Source organism: Acinetobacter johnsonii (assembly GCF_048551975.1).
GTDB classification, from domain to species: Bacteria; Pseudomonadota; Gammaproteobacteria; order Pseudomonadales; family Moraxellaceae; genus Acinetobacter; species Acinetobacter johnsonii_A.
Map to the genome: position 1 here is coordinate 243,982 of NZ_JBIMCF010000002.1, position 17,151 is coordinate 261,132.

The 17,151-nt window shown below is 43.9% G+C and carries 11 protein-coding genes and 1 pseudogene; 10 read left to right on the forward strand and 2 right to left on the reverse strand.

The annotated features are described in order from the left end of the window. Nucleotides 1-3,681 carry an exodeoxyribonuclease V subunit gamma gene (locus ACG9ZB_RS03285; protein ID WP_419324098.1) on the reverse strand — a complete coding sequence of 1,227 codons (3,681 nt, stop codon included), beginning with the start codon at nucleotides 3,679-3,681 and terminating at the stop codon, nucleotides 1-3. Nucleotides 3,682-3,859: 178 nt separating this feature from the next. Here ACG9ZB_RS03285 and ACG9ZB_RS03290 point away from each other — a divergent pair, with 178 nt between their 5' ends. After that, nucleotides 3,860-4,402 (forward strand): hypothetical protein, encoded by a 543-nt coding sequence (locus ACG9ZB_RS03290; protein WP_419324100.1) that lies wholly within the window; start codon nucleotides 3,860-3,862, stop codon nucleotides 4,400-4,402. Between the two features lie 53 nt (nucleotides 4,403-4,455). On the opposite strand, the gene ACG9ZB_RS03295 is transcribed toward ACG9ZB_RS03290, so the two are convergent. After that, nucleotides 4,456-5,883 carry a phosphate--AMP phosphotransferase gene (locus ACG9ZB_RS03295; protein ID WP_419324102.1) on the reverse strand — a complete coding sequence of 476 codons (1,428 nt, stop codon included), beginning with the start codon at nucleotides 5,881-5,883 and terminating at the stop codon, nucleotides 4,456-4,458. 196 nt (nucleotides 5,884-6,079) lie between these two features. On the opposite strand from ACG9ZB_RS03295, the gene ACG9ZB_RS03300 reads away from it, so the two are divergent. The 9 genes and pseudogenes from ACG9ZB_RS03300 to ACG9ZB_RS03340 all read left to right on the forward strand — a co-directional run bounded on the left by ACG9ZB_RS03300 (nucleotide 6,080) and on the right by ACG9ZB_RS03340 (nucleotide 16,885). Beyond that, a complete protein-coding gene (locus ACG9ZB_RS03300; protein ID WP_419324104.1) occupies nucleotides 6,080-6,784 on the forward strand; it encodes an FFLEELY motif protein in 705 nt (234 codons plus the stop codon). Nucleotides 6,785-6,951: 167 nt separating this feature from the next. After that, nucleotides 6,952-7,896 carry a bifunctional demethylmenaquinone methyltransferase/2-methoxy-6-polyprenyl-1,4-benzoquinol methylase UbiE gene (gene ubiE / locus ACG9ZB_RS03305; protein WP_419324106.1) on the forward strand — a complete coding sequence of 315 codons (945 nt, stop codon included), beginning with the start codon at nucleotides 6,952-6,954 and terminating at the stop codon, nucleotides 7,894-7,896. Between the two features lie 23 nt (nucleotides 7,897-7,919). After that, nucleotides 7,920-8,573, forward strand: a complete 654-nt coding sequence (locus tag ACG9ZB_RS03310; protein WP_419324108.1) for a ubiquinone biosynthesis accessory factor UbiJ — start codon at nucleotides 7,920-7,922, stop codon at nucleotides 8,571-8,573. Nucleotides 8,574-8,603: 30 nt separating this feature from the next. After that, nucleotides 8,604-10,223, forward strand: coding sequence for an ABC1 kinase family protein (locus tag ACG9ZB_RS03315; RefSeq protein ID WP_419324110.1), 1,620 nt, complete (start codon nucleotides 8,604-8,606; stop codon nucleotides 10,221-10,223). Nucleotides 10,224-10,384: 161 nt separating this feature from the next. Then, nucleotides 10,385-11,461, forward strand: coding sequence for a patatin-like phospholipase family protein (locus ACG9ZB_RS03320; protein WP_419324112.1), 1,077 nt, complete (start codon nucleotides 10,385-10,387; stop codon nucleotides 11,459-11,461). 260 nt (nucleotides 11,462-11,721) lie between these two features. Further along, a pseudogene (locus ACG9ZB_RS03325) lies at nucleotides 11,722-12,996 on the forward strand (FAD-dependent oxidoreductase). A gap of 189 nt (nucleotides 12,997-13,185) precedes the next feature. Continuing rightward, the gene (gene hisIE / locus ACG9ZB_RS03330; RefSeq protein WP_148826855.1) at nucleotides 13,186-13,968 is read left to right on the forward strand and encodes a bifunctional phosphoribosyl-AMP cyclohydrolase/phosphoribosyl-ATP diphosphatase HisIE; all 783 of its coding nucleotides are present in this window, start codon (nucleotides 13,186-13,188) and stop codon (nucleotides 13,966-13,968) included. A gap of 11 nt (nucleotides 13,969-13,979) precedes the next feature. Then, nucleotides 13,980-15,482 carry an AAA family ATPase gene (locus tag ACG9ZB_RS03335; protein ID WP_419324114.1) on the forward strand — a complete coding sequence of 501 codons (1,503 nt, stop codon included), beginning with the start codon at nucleotides 13,980-13,982 and terminating at the stop codon, nucleotides 15,480-15,482. Nucleotides 15,483-15,520: 38 nt separating this feature from the next. Beyond that, nucleotides 15,521-16,885 (forward strand): ATP-binding protein, encoded by a 1,365-nt coding sequence (locus tag ACG9ZB_RS03340; RefSeq protein WP_419324116.1) that lies wholly within the window; start codon nucleotides 15,521-15,523, stop codon nucleotides 16,883-16,885. Nucleotides 16,886-17,151 lie beyond the last annotated feature (266 nt).

The following is a 17,151-nucleotide window of genomic DNA, read 5'->3' on the forward strand; positions in this document are numbered from 1 at the left end:
TTAGTCCTCAAGGCTTTGCTGATGCAAAAATATCGGATGATATAGTTCATAAGAAAACTGTTCACAGTCATGGGCAAGTAATGCTTTGGCATCCTGCTCTTGTAGAATAAACTGCCAGTCGCGGTGTGCTTTATTGGCTTCATTTTCAGTCATTGAAAAACCACTAAAGCGACCATCTTCTTCCCACACTTTATAAATGGCGTCCATGTCCACAATCACCATCTGTTCCTGATCATTCAGTTGCCATTCATGGGTTTTATCTTTCTCTGCAATTTTTAGTAACAAGGCCGCAGGTAAAACCAAAGGCTGAGTTTGTGCATACTCCCATGCTTTCAACCAAGGCTTGAGCCATTCACGCGCCTGATTTGAACTTACACCAGTACATAAAATGGTTCGATCACTAAACACCACGATGCGTTGATATTGCTGTCCGCCCTCACCCAAATTGACATAAGCCAGCCACAGTAAATACTCTAACCAAACTTTGGCACGGCGCTTTGCTCTGGCACTAGATGCTTCTACACTGACCCATTTTTCAGCACTGTATTTGGCTAAAGTAACATTGATCTGTAAATGTTCATTCACCTTCCAGACTTGTTGGGTCGTGGCTGTGGTCTCAGGTGCATAGCGTCGTAAACGTGTCAGCAAGCGCTGCTGCTCAAGCACGCTCATTTGCCAGACCCCATCTTGCACTTTACCAATCGGCAGTTGATCCATCAGAAGGTTGGCGTCTGCTTCTGCCTCATGTTGTTGTAAAAAATGACGAATGGCATAACGTCCTAAACCATCGAGCAGTAACGGTTCTTGCGTTGCAGGAATCTCTTCTGGTTTTAAGTTTTCCACGCCTAAAGTCTTGAGATACAACCGTGCAGGGAAAGTGATGTCTTGAATCCACTGCTGACTGTCAAGAACTTGAATGTCTTGCTCTAATTTTGGATAAGGCGTGTTGACCCAACTTCTCCGTTGTCCTGATGCATGTTGTAATTGTTTAGCGACCTGAAACCATTGATCTTGAAAACGAATACTGTGCTCAGACTCAAAACCACGTGGATCAAAAGGCAATAAAGGATGGACATGATACAGCGATGCCAACTGTGCAGGGACAGTCACACCATGCTGATCAACCGTTGCGTTGGCACTCTTGGTCTGTGTGTCAGGCTGCACAATAAAGGCCATATGCTGAATCAGTTCTTGCAACACTGTAGACGGGTCACGGACTTCACCATCGTTGATATCAAAGCCATTATAAAATAACCATACGTTTTCTTGTGCCAACAACAACGCATCTAGAAAAGCCCCTTGATCATCTTCCAAACGGGAACGATCCCCCAGTTGTGGCTTCAGTAAATCCATCAGGTCAAAAGGCAAATGCGCACTGCGGTTGGGAAACTTGCCACTATCCAAGCCCAACATCACGATCAACTTATACGGCACAGGTCGAATCTGGCCAATTTCACTAAATGTGATCTGCCCCGTGGGTTCTGCATAGTCCAGTTGCGCCTCTAAGGTCTTTTCGATTTCTTCTAATACATAAGGCAAAGGTAAACTTAAACTGCGCAGTGCATGATGATCGTGTTCGTCATAATAACTCGCCAAGGTCAGCATACGTTCTTGTTTTTTGACCATCTTATACACTGCAGCCAAAGACTCGACACCCGCAGCTTCGAACTCGCGAATATCTTCCATCAAACGATTCAGCCAGGTTTCAGCAGTCGTCCGTTGTCCAATTTCATGCGCGATCATCCATTCGGAACGGTGTTTAAAATCCTGATAGATTTCTATCAAAACACCAATCAACTCAAAATCACTCGACTGTACTTGGGCATAGCTCAAGGTCTCATGAAACAGCACATGCTCTGGGACAGCGACGCCTAAAGCCAAACGATCTAAAGCAAACTTCAGACTATAACGATAGTCTTCATCCCCTTCGGCCAAACTGCGTGTTAAATGTTCGGCATCCAATCCACGTTTAAAGCCTGCGTTGATCAACAGCTCCGTCATCCGCTCAATCATATTCATGTCTAAGCCATAACGTTGCTGCGTTGCATTTAAACTGAGCCAATCAGCAAAGTCCTCAATACTGAAACGCCCCCGCACCAAGACCATCCGTCCCAACACAGCTCGCCATGCATTTAAGGCATCGAGTTGAGTCACGCCTGCCAGCTTAATTGGCAAATAAATACTGTCTTTACTCAGTTGGTGACCCTTTTGCAAAGCATCACGCTCATGCGGTGGCGGCGCAAAAACACTGCGAATAAAAGGTTCTAGCTCAGTCAAACTCGGCGTCAACACCAAAATATCGCTTGGACGTCGCGGTGCTTCAGCCGAGCCCTGAGCCAACCAATGCGTCAGTTGATCTTTGAGGACTTCAAGCTGTCTAAGGCTGGAGTGACAGACATGGATCTGTATCGAATCATCATGTTCAGCCAAAGCATACTGATGCTGCGTAGGTTCTACCAAATACAGGACATCAGACTGAATTTTACCAAGTAAAGTTTCTGGATATTCATCAACAAAGACATCGGCCCATACGCCATCTTCACCTGAAGAAAGATTGGAAAGTAAAGAGAAATGGTCCCGTGCCTGTTTACCAAATCGGGTCAGTAAAGGATGGCGAGACTCTCGGGTTTCTGCATTAAAATTGAGGGTAAACTCATCAAAAAACTGCTGAATCTCTGCATCATTGGCATTTGGATTTTTTTCAATAAAACGCTGCTTCACCCGTGCGTCATAACGCGCTTTCCAGTTGGGATCGACACTGTCCGCCCAGTATTCTTGTGAAGGGTTATAGTGAAAAATAAAGATCTCGAGATATTGCCCCAATCGATGTAAAAACTCCAATTGTTTTGGCGGTAAATCTAAAACCGTAAATACCACCAACTGCGCAGGCAATTTTTTCAGTGCAGCATCTCGGGTCTCGGCTTGATCGAGTAAGCCCCAAAATGCAGTATCAATACGCTGAATTTGTTCAAAGTCAGCATGGAACACCACTTGCCAGAGCCAACGCTGCCACGCTTCCAGCTCATGCGCTTGATTGAGCTGAAAAGCACTGAGTTCTTGGTGAGTTTTAAAAAACATCTGCTCTAAATCGAGCGGCTGGTTTTTGCCCCACGCTTGTAACCAATTGGTCTGGCAACGACAACTTTGCGGTGGACAGACTTTGGTGCAATGCCCACGATAATCCATATAAAAACTAAACAGCCGTGAAACCTGCTCCGCGACCCAATACAACATGCTTTGTTTTTTCAGCTGTTTATCAATACCCTGTTGCAAACGGTCAGCACTAGCATAGATCCGCTGAATAATCGGATACAACGGATGGGCAACCTCTAAAGGATTCAGCTCAGCTTGTATAAATTCTTTTAAGGCTTGAAAGACACGCCATTTAATAATCAATCGCGGAATATTCGCTTTACGGACTTCGTCTATTTGATCGACCAAAACCCACTGATAAGCCGCCCATTGAAAACCACGAATACGATGATGAAACTGCGTGTTGGCACTGATGCCCTGCTGCTCCGCCAACTTTTGTGTTAGCCAAGCCTCAACCGCAGGTGAAGGTACAATAAAGTGCTGTGCTTGCAACACTTGAAAGGCATTTTTAGCTGGTTTAAAGACGGTTTTTTGCATGGCCTGCAACAGAACATCAATACGCTGACTTTGTATTACGTGTATCGCCATGTTCCCTCTCAAATAACCATCTTATGAAAAATCTACAAAAGTACACAGATTATTGACTATACTTCTGGTTATGTCTATGTCACTTTGATGACATATTTCTATTTAAAATTTGCTTTAAAATACGTACTTTAAGCAAAACTAGAATCAATGTGAATCAGGATATTTTAGGATTTAGAAAATGAAATTAGAGCATATTCCAGAAAAAATTGATCCCTCTTTAAATTTAGAAAAAATCCGTGAAGAGTGTTTGGATTTAGTCAAAAAGCGCGCCTATTTTTCCGCAGGTGCAGCGGTTATTCCAGTCCCTTTCCTTGATGTGGTGATTGATGTGGGCATATTGTCGCAGTTGATTCCAGAAATTAACGCCCGCTTTGGTTTAACCCCTGAGCAAGTCAGTGTCTACGACCCAGAAACCAAGCAAATACATTGGTCAGAACTACGTAAACGTGGTGTGGAGTTCTCTGGACTGGTGGTGGCACGTACAGCCATGAAAAAATCCATCAATAACATGGCAGCCAAATTCATTACCAAACAAGTCACTAAATTCATTCCCTTAGGTGGACAAATGATTGCGGCCAGCTTGGGTTATGTCGTGATGAAAAAAATTGCGGAAACCCATGTGGAAGAGTCATATAAGCTCGCCAAAGGCATTCAACTAAAACAAGCCGCTGAACAAGGTGCTCCTGTTGCAGCGCCAGTGACCCAAATTCCCTTAAGTTAAAAAACTAAATCTGCCTCTATAAAAAACGGTCAAATGACCGTTTTTTATGCTTTTTAATCCGTGTCGCGATCCGCTTTGAGCTGTTTTAAAATTGCCCTTAAGACTTCAATGCGGGCCTGTTGTTTATCATTGGTGGAAATAATATACCAAGGCGCATAGCTGGTGTCGGTATGCGCAAACATATCCGCGGCTGCCTTTAAATAGTCATCCCATTTGTCGCGATTGCGCCAATCTTCTTCGGTAATTTTAAAACGTTTATGCGGAGTACTTTCGCGGGCTTTAAAACGCGCTGCTTGTTCATCTTTATCAATCGCCAGCCAAAACTTAATCAGCACGGTTTGGCTGTTACTGAGGTTTTTTTCAAAACGATTGATTTCCGCATAAGCGCGTTGCCACTCTACCTCGGTTGCGAAGCCTTCTACCCGCTCGACTAAAACGCGTCCATACCACGTCCGATCAAAAATAGTGATGTCATCCGACTGCAATTTGCTCCAAAAACGCCACAGATAAGGACGGCGTAACTCATATTTTTCAGGTGCGGCAATGGTATGAATTTCATATTCTCGTGGGTCGAGCTTTTTCACAATACGTTTAATCGCCCCCCCTTTACCCGCAGCATCCATACCTTCAAAAGCAATCACCACTTTACGGTCATCACAGCGCATGGCATCGGCCACTTGTTTGGTGAGTTTTTTCAATTCTGATTTATAGTTCGCATCCTCAGCTTGAGGGACTTCAAACTGAGTCAGAATATCTGGTATTGGTGCTTGCTGCCATTTTAGCGCGGCCTTTTTTTCATGCTCTGGACAGTGTCGCAGCGCTGTTAAAATTGCTTGTGCAAAATTGTGATTACGCAAATCTTCATCTTCACCATCAATGATTTGCCAGTCATCGGTGAAGCGCGTACGTAGCTTTTGTAAGGTGTCATATTGTTTTTTATTGCGCCAGTCTAGCCCATGCAACTTATGCCAATGCACTTCGCTCGGGTCCATGTCATCCAGACGCTTTTGCAAAGACTTCCACGACAAATCGAACCAAACTTTTAAGACATCTACGTTGTTATTTTTTAAGTCCTGTTCAAAAGCCCGCATATTGCTGACGTACTCATCAAATAAAGTGTCGTCTAAAGGTTTTGAAGCATGCATGGCCGTAGCCAACAAGTCCCCATACCAGTTACCAAACCACACCATAATTTGCCCTTCGGCAGGTACAAATCGAGTATAGGGCTGCCAAAAAGGCTGTTTTAGATTAAACAAATGCGGTGGATCGGCTTTGACATATAAAAAACGCGGATCGACCCATTCGCGCAGCTGTTTTACCGCTTCGCCTTTACCCGCAAGTTCAATTCCACTGACCAAAATCACCAAACTTTTTGCATTGCTCTGATCACGAGTATTCATCAACGCATATTGCGCTTCAATTAAGTCCAGTGAAAGCTGTTCTTCGTTCAGCACTGTACTGGCGATCGTTTCTGTATCCATTGCCCCCTCCTTTTTTCTATTTAATCAAATCACTAGATCCTAAAAAATGATGGTCTAGATGATTTTCATATGTATCTTTTGACTACTTCTACATCAAACTGACCACAAATAAATAGTTTTTTTGTCACTTTGTCATAGCGAGTTCGGTCATCACGCACTAAGATTTAGCTATCTTTAAATAGAACTGAGACAGCAAATGTCCAAACTCGCCGCCCTCGATGAGCTTTTAGAACAGTATTACCAATTGCATTATCATCAAGATTCGGTGCTCTTCCAACGTTTACAAGATGTGCAAACTTGGCAAAAACAGCGAATGCAGCGTACCCACAACAAAACTTTCACAGAAAAGCAAAATCTGTTGATGGCCGAGTATTTTATCAACCGTTTATATGGTGGCCCAGATTTTGATGCTTTGGCGGGACAAATTGCGCGCTTGAGCAAATATGCGCACAAAGCAGAGAAATTAATTCCTGAAAATGCCATTAAAACCGGTACCTCTGGGGTTGAGTTGGCGATTTTGGCGGTGCGACTGGATGAACAAGTAGCAATGCAATTGCTGAAAGATCACCATCCCTATGAAGCCTTAACCGATGATTTGATGCGCCAAGCCTACTTAAAACTAGAACAAGGCGAAGAACGCTTGAAACAGCTATATTTACTCGACCAACTCGGTAGAAACCTCGATAAATACATGCGCTCCTTTATGGTCTATACCGCTTTTAAGATGTGCAAAGGGACAGCCAACAAATACAACTTCAATGTCATGTATGATTTTATGCAAGATGGCTTTTTGGCCATGAAACCGCTAAAGTCGGCGGAGAAATTTGTGAAAGACTTTACTGCGGTGGAACGTCAAATTATTGACAAAGTACATTCGGGTCATCTATACCCATTTCAGTAAATTCCAGATTATTCCTTGATAAAAATAAGGCAGTGGCTGCATAGCTCTGCTGTTTTTCTGTATATTATTCAGCACAATTGCATGATGGTTACTGTACAACGTCTTAGAATCTGTCATCATGCATGCACTGCAACATTTACCCTATTGCTATGTTAGGAGTGACTCCCATGTCGAATGAAAATCAAACGCCTACCGCTAATCCACAGTCGGCACAAAACACAGACAAAGTGAGTCCATTTTTAACTGAACCATTACCCCAAGGTACGGCGCAAGGTCAGCAAAAATCATTACAACAACAGTTGACTGATACCCCAGTGACGGGTTCTGTACCCAAATACAATCTTCCTCGCGGTGCTAACACAGGCAACGTCGGTAGTACCACACACTTTGGTTACCAAACGGTCAGCAGTGAAGACAAAGCTCAAAAAGTCGCTGAAGTTTTCCACTCGGTTGCGAGCAAATACGACATTATGAATGACTTAATGTCTTTTGGTATTCACCGTCTGTGGAAACGCTTTGCGATCAATATGTCTGGGGTACGTCGTGGTCAACGCGTGCTAGATATTGCTGGCGGGACAGGTGACTTGGCTAAAGTATTTAGTCGTGAAGTCGGCCCTACTGGTCATGTGGTACTTTCAGATATTAACGAATCTATGTTGAATGTTGGCCGTGACCGCCTGATTGATGCTGGCTGTACCAATGTTGATTTCGTATTAGCCAATGCTGAAACCCTAGAGCCATTTGAAGACAACAGCTTCGACCTACTCACCATCTCATTTGGTCTACGTAATGTGACCGATAAAGATGCGGCACTTGCTGCGATGTATCGCGTGCTTAAGCCAGGTGGTCGTTTATTGGTCTTAGAGTTTTCTAAACCTGTATTTGAGCCATTTTCAAAACTGTACGACCTATACTCGTTCACCGCACTGCCGATCATGGGAAAAATCATTGCCAATGACTCAGAAAGCTATAAATATTTAGCCGAGTCGATTCGTATGCACCCAGACCAACGCACGCTCAAAGGCATGATGGAAAATGCAGGCTTCCAAAACTGTGACTATCACAACCTGACAGGTGGTATCGTTGCTGTACACCGTGGTTTTAAACTTTAAAATTAAACGTTTAAGGGCAAATTATGTGGTCGATTCTGGCACTCGGTGCAGTTGAACGATTAATTCATCATGTGATTAATTTGGATGCGATCACTCGCATCCAGCTCAATGAACTACAAGGCAAGATGTTACGTGTGGTAATCGCATCCCCGCAACTGTCTGTAGATGTGTTCTTTGACCACACTAAAGTGCGCTTAGAACCTACCGTTACAGGGCATAGTGAAACAGCGTCCATTTTTGAACAACGCCCTTTTGACCAAGCTCAATCTCACACCCCAGCAACCACAACTTTAACGGTGGCCAATGTGGTTGAGCTGCTCAAGCTATTACTGGCGGATGATGTCGGCAATATCCCGCTCCAAGGTGATTATCACCTTCTGCAAGATATTCAACGGATTATGCAACAAGCTGAGCCTGACTTGGCTGCGCATTTAAGCCCATGGATTGGCCCAAGTTTGGCGCATGAATTGGCTAAAATTCAGCTGGCACCAAAACACATCAAACAGGCCTTACAAAGTCATTTGTTTTTTGCTGAAGATGCCTTGAAAGAAGACAGTGGTCTATTTGCCCCGCGTTGGCAAATGGATGATCTGCATCAAGATACCCGTATTTTTAATCAAAACTTAGATCGTGCCGAAGCCAAAATTCAACAGCTGCAAGCACAGATTGAAACTTAAGACTCAACTCAAAACTAGGTATTTACATATATGATTCCGCACGTTTCACGTTTACTCGAACTTTGGCGCATTGCCGCGCACTATAGACTCGACACGTTGTTTCCTGCGGAAGAATTGCCTGAAAAAGCGCGCCATGCGCTGGGTGTAATTCGTATGCACCCTGCGGCATGGTCCAGTCGTGAACGAAAAAATCCACTGAAGCTCAAACAAGCTTTAGAGGAAATGGGACCACTGGCGATTAAAATGGGACAACTACTGTCTACTCGTCGTGACCTAATTCCACCTGAAGTACTACAACAACTGGTTTTACTCCAAGACCGTGTCAAACCGTTTGGTTCTGATGTGGCGAAAATGCGCATTCAAGACTCACTGAAAGCCGATGTAAACACGCTGTTTGCTCGCTTCGACGAACAACCCTTGGCAGCAGCCTCGATTGCTCAAGTACATACGGCCGCTTTACATGATGGTCGCGAAGTGGTGGTGAAAGTCACCCGTCACGCTATTCGTAGTCAAATTTTACAAGACTTTGAAATTTTAGAGTGGCTAGGTGATTTTCTAGAAAAACGCCTAGAAGCCGCGCGTGCACTGCACTTATCTGAAATTATTCAGGACTATCGTCAGGTCATTTTAAATGAACTGGATTTGACCTTAGAAGCCGACAATACCCGTCGTATGCGCCATTATTTTACAGGCTCAAGCATGATGTATGTGCCTGAAGTCTATATGGATAGCAAAGACGTGATGGTGGCCGAACGCATTACGGGCGTTCCCATTTCAGACATTGAAACCTTCGAAAAGCTGGGAATGGATCGTAAAGATCTGGCGGAAAAAGGCTTAACCATTTTCTTTACCCAAGTCTTCCGTGACAACTTTTTCCATGCCGACATGCATCCGGGTAATGTCTTCGTTGAAACCCTAAACCCAAGCCAACCCCGCTATATTGCGCTGGACTGTGCCATTATGGGTGAGTTGTCGAAACACGACCAAATGACCGTGGCGCGTATGCTGCTTGCGGTCATGAACAGCGACTTTATGCAACTGATTCAAATCGTGCATCAAGCTGGTTGGATTCCACCGGGTACAGACCAAGATGCGTTAGCACGTGAAATGCGTCGCACGGTCGGGCCAATGGTGTCCAAACCTATGCATGAATTGGACTTCGCAGGCATTTTGATTCAAGTGATGGATATTGCACGACGCTTCCATTTGGAAATTCCGCCACAACTGATGCTGCTGCTTAAGACCCTCGTGCATGTTGAGGGTTTAGGGACAGACCTTTACCCAGAGCTGGACATTTGGAGTTTAGCTAAGCCAATCCTGACCGATTGGATCAAAGCGCAAATGAATCCACAAAAGAATCTAAAAGAGTTAGGCCAAAAAATTCCGGACTTACTTTTAGGGGCACAAGACTTCCCAACGCTGTTGGTCGATAGCTTAAATGGTCTCAAAAACCAATCAGCTTGGCATGCTAAACAGCTCAATGAACTGCAAAGTATGCGCCTACAAATGGAGCATCAGCAAAAACGCAGTTGGATTTTTGGCAGTCTCATGGCCATTTTGCTGTCGATTGCGATTATCTCGCCTTGGTTTATTTCAGTGATTTTAATTATACTCACCAGCTTACTGGCGGTGTGGCGCGTGTTTAAATAGACGCGTTATGCTGTATTAAAAGCCTGAGTCTCTCAGGCTTTTTTATGTTTAGGTTTTATGTCGGAAGTGACTCCCAAGTCATTCTTGGATCACTTTTGCCAATGTGCTTGCTCTCTTCCTAGCTAAAATGACAATACATATTGTCTTTTTGAATAATCACGATGACTCAAATCCTGCACAAACACCCTCCAGCTTTAAGCATTCGTGCAGGTAAATTAGCACGTCAACTCATTCAAAGCGAAGGCTTACAAGCTGAACAGGTTGATATTGTACCCGGTGCCGCAGGTGGGCCCAAAGGCATCGGGATTCAAGGTTTAGACCAAGCCATTTTTGGTGAATTTTTTGCTCGTGCACCGCAAAGACGGACTTTGATTGGTTCATCCATTGGCAGTTGGCGCTTTGCCAGCATCTTAGCGCACGGTGCAAAAGCAGGTACCGAACGTTTAGGTGAACTCTATACCAACCTGTATTTTGACAAAAAAATGCAGCGTCAAGAAGTCAGTGATATTTGCCGTGGCATGCTGCTCGACTTGGTGCAAGGCAAAGAAGCGGAATTGGTCAATCATCCCGATTACCACCTCGCGGTACTGTCGATTAAGGCTCAACACATCTTTCAAAGTGACCAAGTTCTCCCGCTCTTGGCCTCTGTCGCAGGTATCGTCGGTACAACTGCTGTTGCGCGAAAGCATAGCCGCCACTTTATGCAACGGGTGATTAGTCAGCCCAACGATGGCAAACAATTTAAAGTGGAAGATGATTTTCTCACTCATTACCACAGTCTCACCGCTGCAAACGTTCTGCCTTGGCTGATTGCTTCAGCTTCTATTCCAGGCGTGATGGCCGCAATTCGCGATATTCCAGATGCACCACAAGGCAGTTATCGTGATGGTGGTCTGATTGATTATCACATCGATCTGCCTTTTGAGAGTCAAGGCATTGTGCTTTATCCACACTTTACGGACAGCATTACGCCCGGTTGGTTTGATAAACTGTTTAAACGTCGCGCCAATCCTGAAAATCAAGCCCGTACGCTACTATTGTCTCCGTCCCAAGACTATTTACAGAGCTTACCTTTAGGACGCCTGCCCGATCGTAAAGATTTCACACTCAAAGGGCTCGACCAAAAACAGCGCATTCAAATGTGGAATCAATGTATTTCTGAAAGTCAGCGCTTAGGCGATGAGTTCTTGGAAATGGTGGAAAAACAGCATTTTGCACAGGTGATACAAGATTTATAAACGAAATTTGCGCATTAATGTAATCTTGTTTAATCTGACCAAATAAAGAAAAATCGAGATTACATTTTTTCTATGCTAACAATAATTTTAAGTGAACAAGAAAATTATGGACAAGTCATTGAATTACAAAATGAATCGTAGGAAAAAATGTGATTGCAAACTCGTTAGAAGATTTCATTCAAATCAACATCGATCAATTAAAAAAATCTGATGATATTCGTTACGCATTCATTTTAGACAATGGTTAAATCATTCGATCTATGATTCCTAATCACTCCCCCCACTTCGCCATCATCGGTGTTGGAACCGCAGGGTTAGCCACTGCGATTTTACTGGCTCTACAAAATATTCAAGTCAGTATTTTAGAGAAAGCCTCAGAACTCGAACCTGTCGGCGCAGGACTGTTACTACAGCCTTCTGGTTTAGCTGTTTTTGAGCATTTAGGCCTTTTAGATGAGGTTTTAAGACTGGGTGCAAAAGTCACTGGGCTCAAAGGTCAGTTACCGAGTGGAACTTTACTGGTCAATAGCCATTATCAACAAGCGCATCCTGATTTTTATGGTGTCGGTATCCATCGAGCAACGTTATGTCATGTTTTAGAAAATAAATGCCGCGAATATTCTGAACTGATTACTTGGCAAATGAATACCGATATTCAAACATTAGAAGAAACATCCGATCAAGTTCGAGTTTTGGGTACAAAAGGTGGCGAAGCTTTTGATGCTGTGATCATTGCCAATGGTGCACGTAGCCTTTTAAGACCAAAAAAATGGGTAAAGGTTGATCAAGCTTATCCTTGGGGAGCCAAATGAACAATTGTTCCCGAATGTCTTGAATTAGATACAGAAATTTTACATCAGTTTCATGACCGCTCTAAAATGATGCTGGGAATCTTACCAACAGGCACAGTGCCACATGAACCCAAGCAAAGGCTATCGAGTGTGTTTTGGAGTCTTCCAAGCCATCAGTTGAATAATTTTCTACACAACTCACAAGCGCATTCCGACTGGTTAAACCAAGTGTCTAAGCGCTGGAAACCTGCTGCGGATTGGTTAGAACAAGTCATTGCCCAGCCTGAACAAAAATCACAATGGTTGACGGCAAATTATCGTGATGTGGTACTGTCTAAGTTTGGTGAGGGTCGTATTGGTGTCATGGGTGATGCAGCACATGCCATGAGTCCACAACTGGGGCAAGGTGCAAATATGGCCCTTTTAGATGCATGGGCTTTGGGGCAAGCGGTTCAAAGCGCAAGGAAAAATGAAGCCCTTGATTATGTCCAACTCTGGCAAACTTACGATCAACACCATCAAAGTTCGACGGCGTTCTATAAATTTTTAAGTCGTTTACTCACACCACTTTACCAATCTGAGCTATGGTGGGCAGGTGGTTTACGTGATTTTAGCTTTGCTTGGATGTATCGAATTCCCTATTTCCGTAAAGAAATGGCGGTGACGATTTCAGGTTTAAAATTAGGCATGTTCAGTCAAATGAACTATCGAGATATTGCAAAACAAAACAATCATTCTGTGTAGAATGCGACGTCAATCATCACCATCCGCTTTGGATGGGTGACTGATGGTTGAATTTCTAAAATATATCAATTAAGCCGCTGTGAGATAACTGTAGAAAGTTTCTCCTCTATTCTGTTTAAATCACGTAGACTATAGCGCGCTACGTTAACATCGTAACACTCTCAATATTTATTCGCTTGGTGAAATCTTATGAACAATTTGCAATGGCTCGATGAAGTAAAATTTAACGAACAAGGTTTAGTCCCTGCCATTGCACAGCATCACCAAACGGGACGTGTCTTGATGGTTGCATGGATGAACCGTGAAGCTTTGGCTTTGACGGCTGAGAAAAACCAAGCCGTGTATTTCTCTCGTTCACGCAACAAGTTATGGCACAAAGGCGAAGAATCTGGGCATTTTCAAACCGTGCATGAAATTCGTCTCGACTGCGATGCCGATGTAATCGTGCTACAAATTGAACAGCACGGCGGAATTGCCTGTCACACAGGTCGCGAATCATGCTTCTACCGTAAACTCACGCCAAATGGCTGGGAAATTGTGGATGCACAACTCAAAGACCCGAACGCAATTTATGGTAAAAAATCAACCAACCCACATACATTGGTAATGAATGCCTCAACGGCACAGTCTGAGCAAGTTGAAGTTTTGTCCTACCTCGGTCAAATGATGGCTGAGCGTAAAGCAGCGGATCCAGACTCGTCTTATGTCGCGAAGCTGTATCACAAAGGTCTCAACAAAATTTTAGAAAAAGTCGGTGAAGAAGCGGTTGAAACCATTATCGCGGCTAAAGATTTTAAATCTGAAGCCAATGAAGACCATAAAAATGATTTGATCTATGAAGTGGCAGATCTTTGGTTCCATACGATTGTGGTTTTAGGCTATTTCGACTTAGACCCTCAAGTGGTTCTCAATGAATTGGCACGTCGTCAAGGGCTTTCTGGTTTGCTTGAAAAAGCCAACCGCAGCCACTAAGTTTATTGCCTGTGTCGAATATCATCAAACCGAGCGCGACTTATGAGCAAGCCATTGCCATTGATAACGCGCGTCTGGGCAAATCGTTTAAAGTAATTGCTTATGCAGGCACAGGTAAAACCACCACACTGCAAATGATTAGCGATGCCATGCCACAAAGACGTGGCATGTATTTAGCGTTCAACAAAGCCATTGCCAGCGAAGCGCAAACGAAGTTTCATGGCAATGTCGACTGCCGAACCTTCCACTCGCTTGCTTTTCGCAGTGTTCCACGTGGAGTGACGGACAAACTTCGTCTGCCTCGTTTAAGTCCGAGCTTTATTGCCAAAGAATATCGCCTAGAACCGATTACCTTAAGACGGATGATGGGTGGACGTTATGAAAAATATGTGTTGATGCACTCACGCTTGGCCAGCCTTGTGGCGAATGCCGTGAGTCACTTCTGCTCAACCAGTTCTCAGTACCCAGCACCGCGACATTTACAAGCACCGAGCTGGTTACATCCCGATGATATCGATTCATTACAAAAGCACCTCTACCCTGCCATTGAACGTCGTTGGTTAGAGTCCATCGATCCCAACCATCAGGCTGGGATTGGTCACGATATTTATTTAAAACTGTGGGCGTTGTCTGAACCCAATATCCCAAGTGACTATGTGTTGTTTGATGAGGCACAAGATGCTGACCCACTGATGTTGGGCATCTTACTGAAACAGCGCAATACACAAGTGATCTATGTCGGAGATGCACACCAACAAATTTATGCATGGCGCGGCGCAGTCAATGCCATGCAACAACTACCTTTGCCTGAGTCACGTCTCACCACCTCGTTTCGTTTTGGTGAAGAGATTGCATTGCATGCCAATGCCATTTTAGGCGCCTTGAATGAAACCGTACCACTCATGGGCAACCCTCTGCTCAACTCCAAAGTGGTCAACAAACCCCATACCAAAATGCGCGATGCGATTTTATGTCGCACCAATGCTCGCGCCATGGAACTGCTACTCTCAGGATTGGTCCATGGTGACAAAGTCAGCTTACAAGCCGACCATGTCAAACTGAACCGCTTTGTCGATGCCGCAGCGATGCTTAAACAAGGTAAGCGCGTCACCGATGTGCCTGAACTGGCCTGGTTTAATTCTTGGCATGATGTACATGAATATTGCGAAACTAATGACGGTAGTGACATCAAACCTTTAGTAAAATTGGTGGATGATCATGGCACCGATCCACTCAAAAAAGCCCTTGCGAAGATTACGCCGATTGAACAAGCGGATTATATTATTTCCACCGCACACAAAGCCAAAGGCTTAGAGTGGAACCGCGTTCACATCGAAGATGATTACCAATTTAAGGTCAACGACAAAGACCATAAAATTAGTGATGAAGAGTTAAGACTGCTTTACGTGGCCTGTACACGTGCTAAAGTAAGTTTAAATATCCATCACATTTACGATCTGATGCAACAGCTAAAAAAACAAATGCCAAACTCATTACGTAAAGTTGTTGGATAGTCGAATGTAAAAATAGTCACAACCGCTGCGGGTGTTCTATGAAAATTCAATCGATTCACCTGAAACACATCCTGCATTTTGCTAACCTTAAAGTCGATTTTTCTTATCACGATAAACCCGTCACTTTAATTTTAGGCGATCAAGCCTCAGGCAAGACCTCGATCTTACGTTTTAGCTATCAGGCTCTGACTTGGTTTGCGGCCCGTTATAAAGATTTACGCTCTGCAGGTGTGGTGATGTTAGATCACGATATTATGCTGAACCGCCTACAGTCCAAAATTGATATTCAAGTTGCTGTGCCCGCTGAGCTGTATGCTCTCAAACCTACGGCAGCCGATACTGCTCCCGAACCCTATACATGGCAACTCTACAAAACCTTAAACCAACAAGGCATTGGCATCAGTCGAGTTGAAACATTAGAACTAGAACAACTGGTGAATTTATATCAGCAGGCAACGTTACAAGATCCGTTGCAAGGTTTACCGTTGATTGCGTATTATCCTGCGGAACGTTTTGTCAATGAGATGAATATTCTCAGCAAGAACAATCCCCTTATTTTCCAACATGCACATGCCTATGAAATTTCAGCCATTCCCTATACCACCTTTGCTCGCTTCTTTGAGTGGTTTCGTGAAATCAGCGATATTGAAAATGCGCAAACTGCGCAGTTTTTACAAACGATATTACATCAGCCTAAAAGCATACCACCCGATATCCCCTTAAGCTATAAACTGGCTCAGGCTCAAGCACACATCCAGTCACCCAGCCTACAAGCGCTTAAGCAAGCGTTAGCAACCGTTCTGCCCGAAATAGAAGATCTTTATCTGCAATATCATCCCAAGTTACAACTGATGGTGCGCTACCATGGCAACAGCATGCTCTATCAACAGCTGTCTAATAGTATTCGCAACTGGGTGGCGCTCGTTGGCGATATTGTGCGGCGTTTATGCTTACTCAACCCTGAAAGCCTGTTTCCTTGTTTAGAAGGTGACGGCGTACTGTTAATTGACGCGATTGATCATCAATTGGATCAAAATATGGCGCAAGTCATTTTAAAACGTTTAAATCAGGCTTTTCCTCGACTACAAATTATCGCCTCAGGCAACCGAAGTGAGTTGCTGGAACAAGCCAGTGAGTTTCAATGCCTTAAACTGGAAAATAAGCAATTAAGTCCTATCCAACTCGAACCACTGCAACATCAGTTCGATGTGATTTACCAAAACCTTGCCAATCATGAAGCAAGGAGTGGAAGCACCGAACCGATTGCGGCTGAACCCCATGATTTAAGTGTGGCTGAATTATTCACACAAATACAGCAGCAACTCTCTCCCGAACAGCAACAGCATTTGATTGCTTTACTCAGTGCTGAAGATGATGCTTCATCGGCAAATCCATTAACTTAGCCTGCTGCATAAGCATATCTATTTCAACCCTCAAAAACAGGCGACCAATGGTCGCTTTTTTACATTTCTTGCACTGAGAAAGTACCTGCCATCCACCAAGAAACGACCATCACGCGTATAATGTTTTGCGTCAGCGCAAAAAAGATTGATGTTGTTTTAGTCATGTTATATGATCGGTTTTACTTGCAAATTTCTAACTGAAATCGGATTTTGCTATAACGCTTCATGAGTTGCGCAACACAACTTCATTATTTTTAAATTTCACA

Coding starts and splice junctions, on each gene's coding strand:
- ACG9ZB_RS03300 (WP_419324104.1), top strand. CDS start 6,080: ATGTCCAAACTCGCCGCCCTCGATGAGCTTTTAGAACAGTATTACCAA.
- ACG9ZB_RS03285 (WP_419324098.1), bottom strand. CDS start 3,681: ATGGCGATACACGTAATACAAAGTCAGCGTATTGATGTTCTGTTGCAG.
- ACG9ZB_RS03340 (WP_419324116.1), top strand. CDS start 15,521: ATGAAAATTCAATCGATTCACCTGAAACACATCCTGCATTTTGCTAAC.
- ACG9ZB_RS03320 (WP_419324112.1), top strand. CDS start 10,385: ATGACTCAAATCCTGCACAAACACCCTCCAGCTTTAAGCATTCGTGCA.
- ACG9ZB_RS03295 (WP_419324102.1), bottom strand. CDS start 5,883: ATGGATACAGAAACGATCGCCAGTACAGTGCTGAACGAAGAACAGCTT.
- ACG9ZB_RS03310 (WP_419324108.1), top strand. CDS start 7,920: ATGTGGTCGATTCTGGCACTCGGTGCAGTTGAACGATTAATTCATCAT.
- ACG9ZB_RS03315 (WP_419324110.1), top strand. CDS start 8,604: ATGATTCCGCACGTTTCACGTTTACTCGAACTTTGGCGCATTGCCGCG.
- hisIE (WP_148826855.1), top strand. CDS start 13,186: ATGAACAATTTGCAATGGCTCGATGAAGTAAAATTTAACGAACAAGGT.
- ACG9ZB_RS03290 (WP_419324100.1), top strand. CDS start 3,860: ATGAAATTAGAGCATATTCCAGAAAAAATTGATCCCTCTTTAAATTTA.
- ubiE (WP_419324106.1), top strand. CDS start 6,952: ATGTCGAATGAAAATCAAACGCCTACCGCTAATCCACAGTCGGCACAA.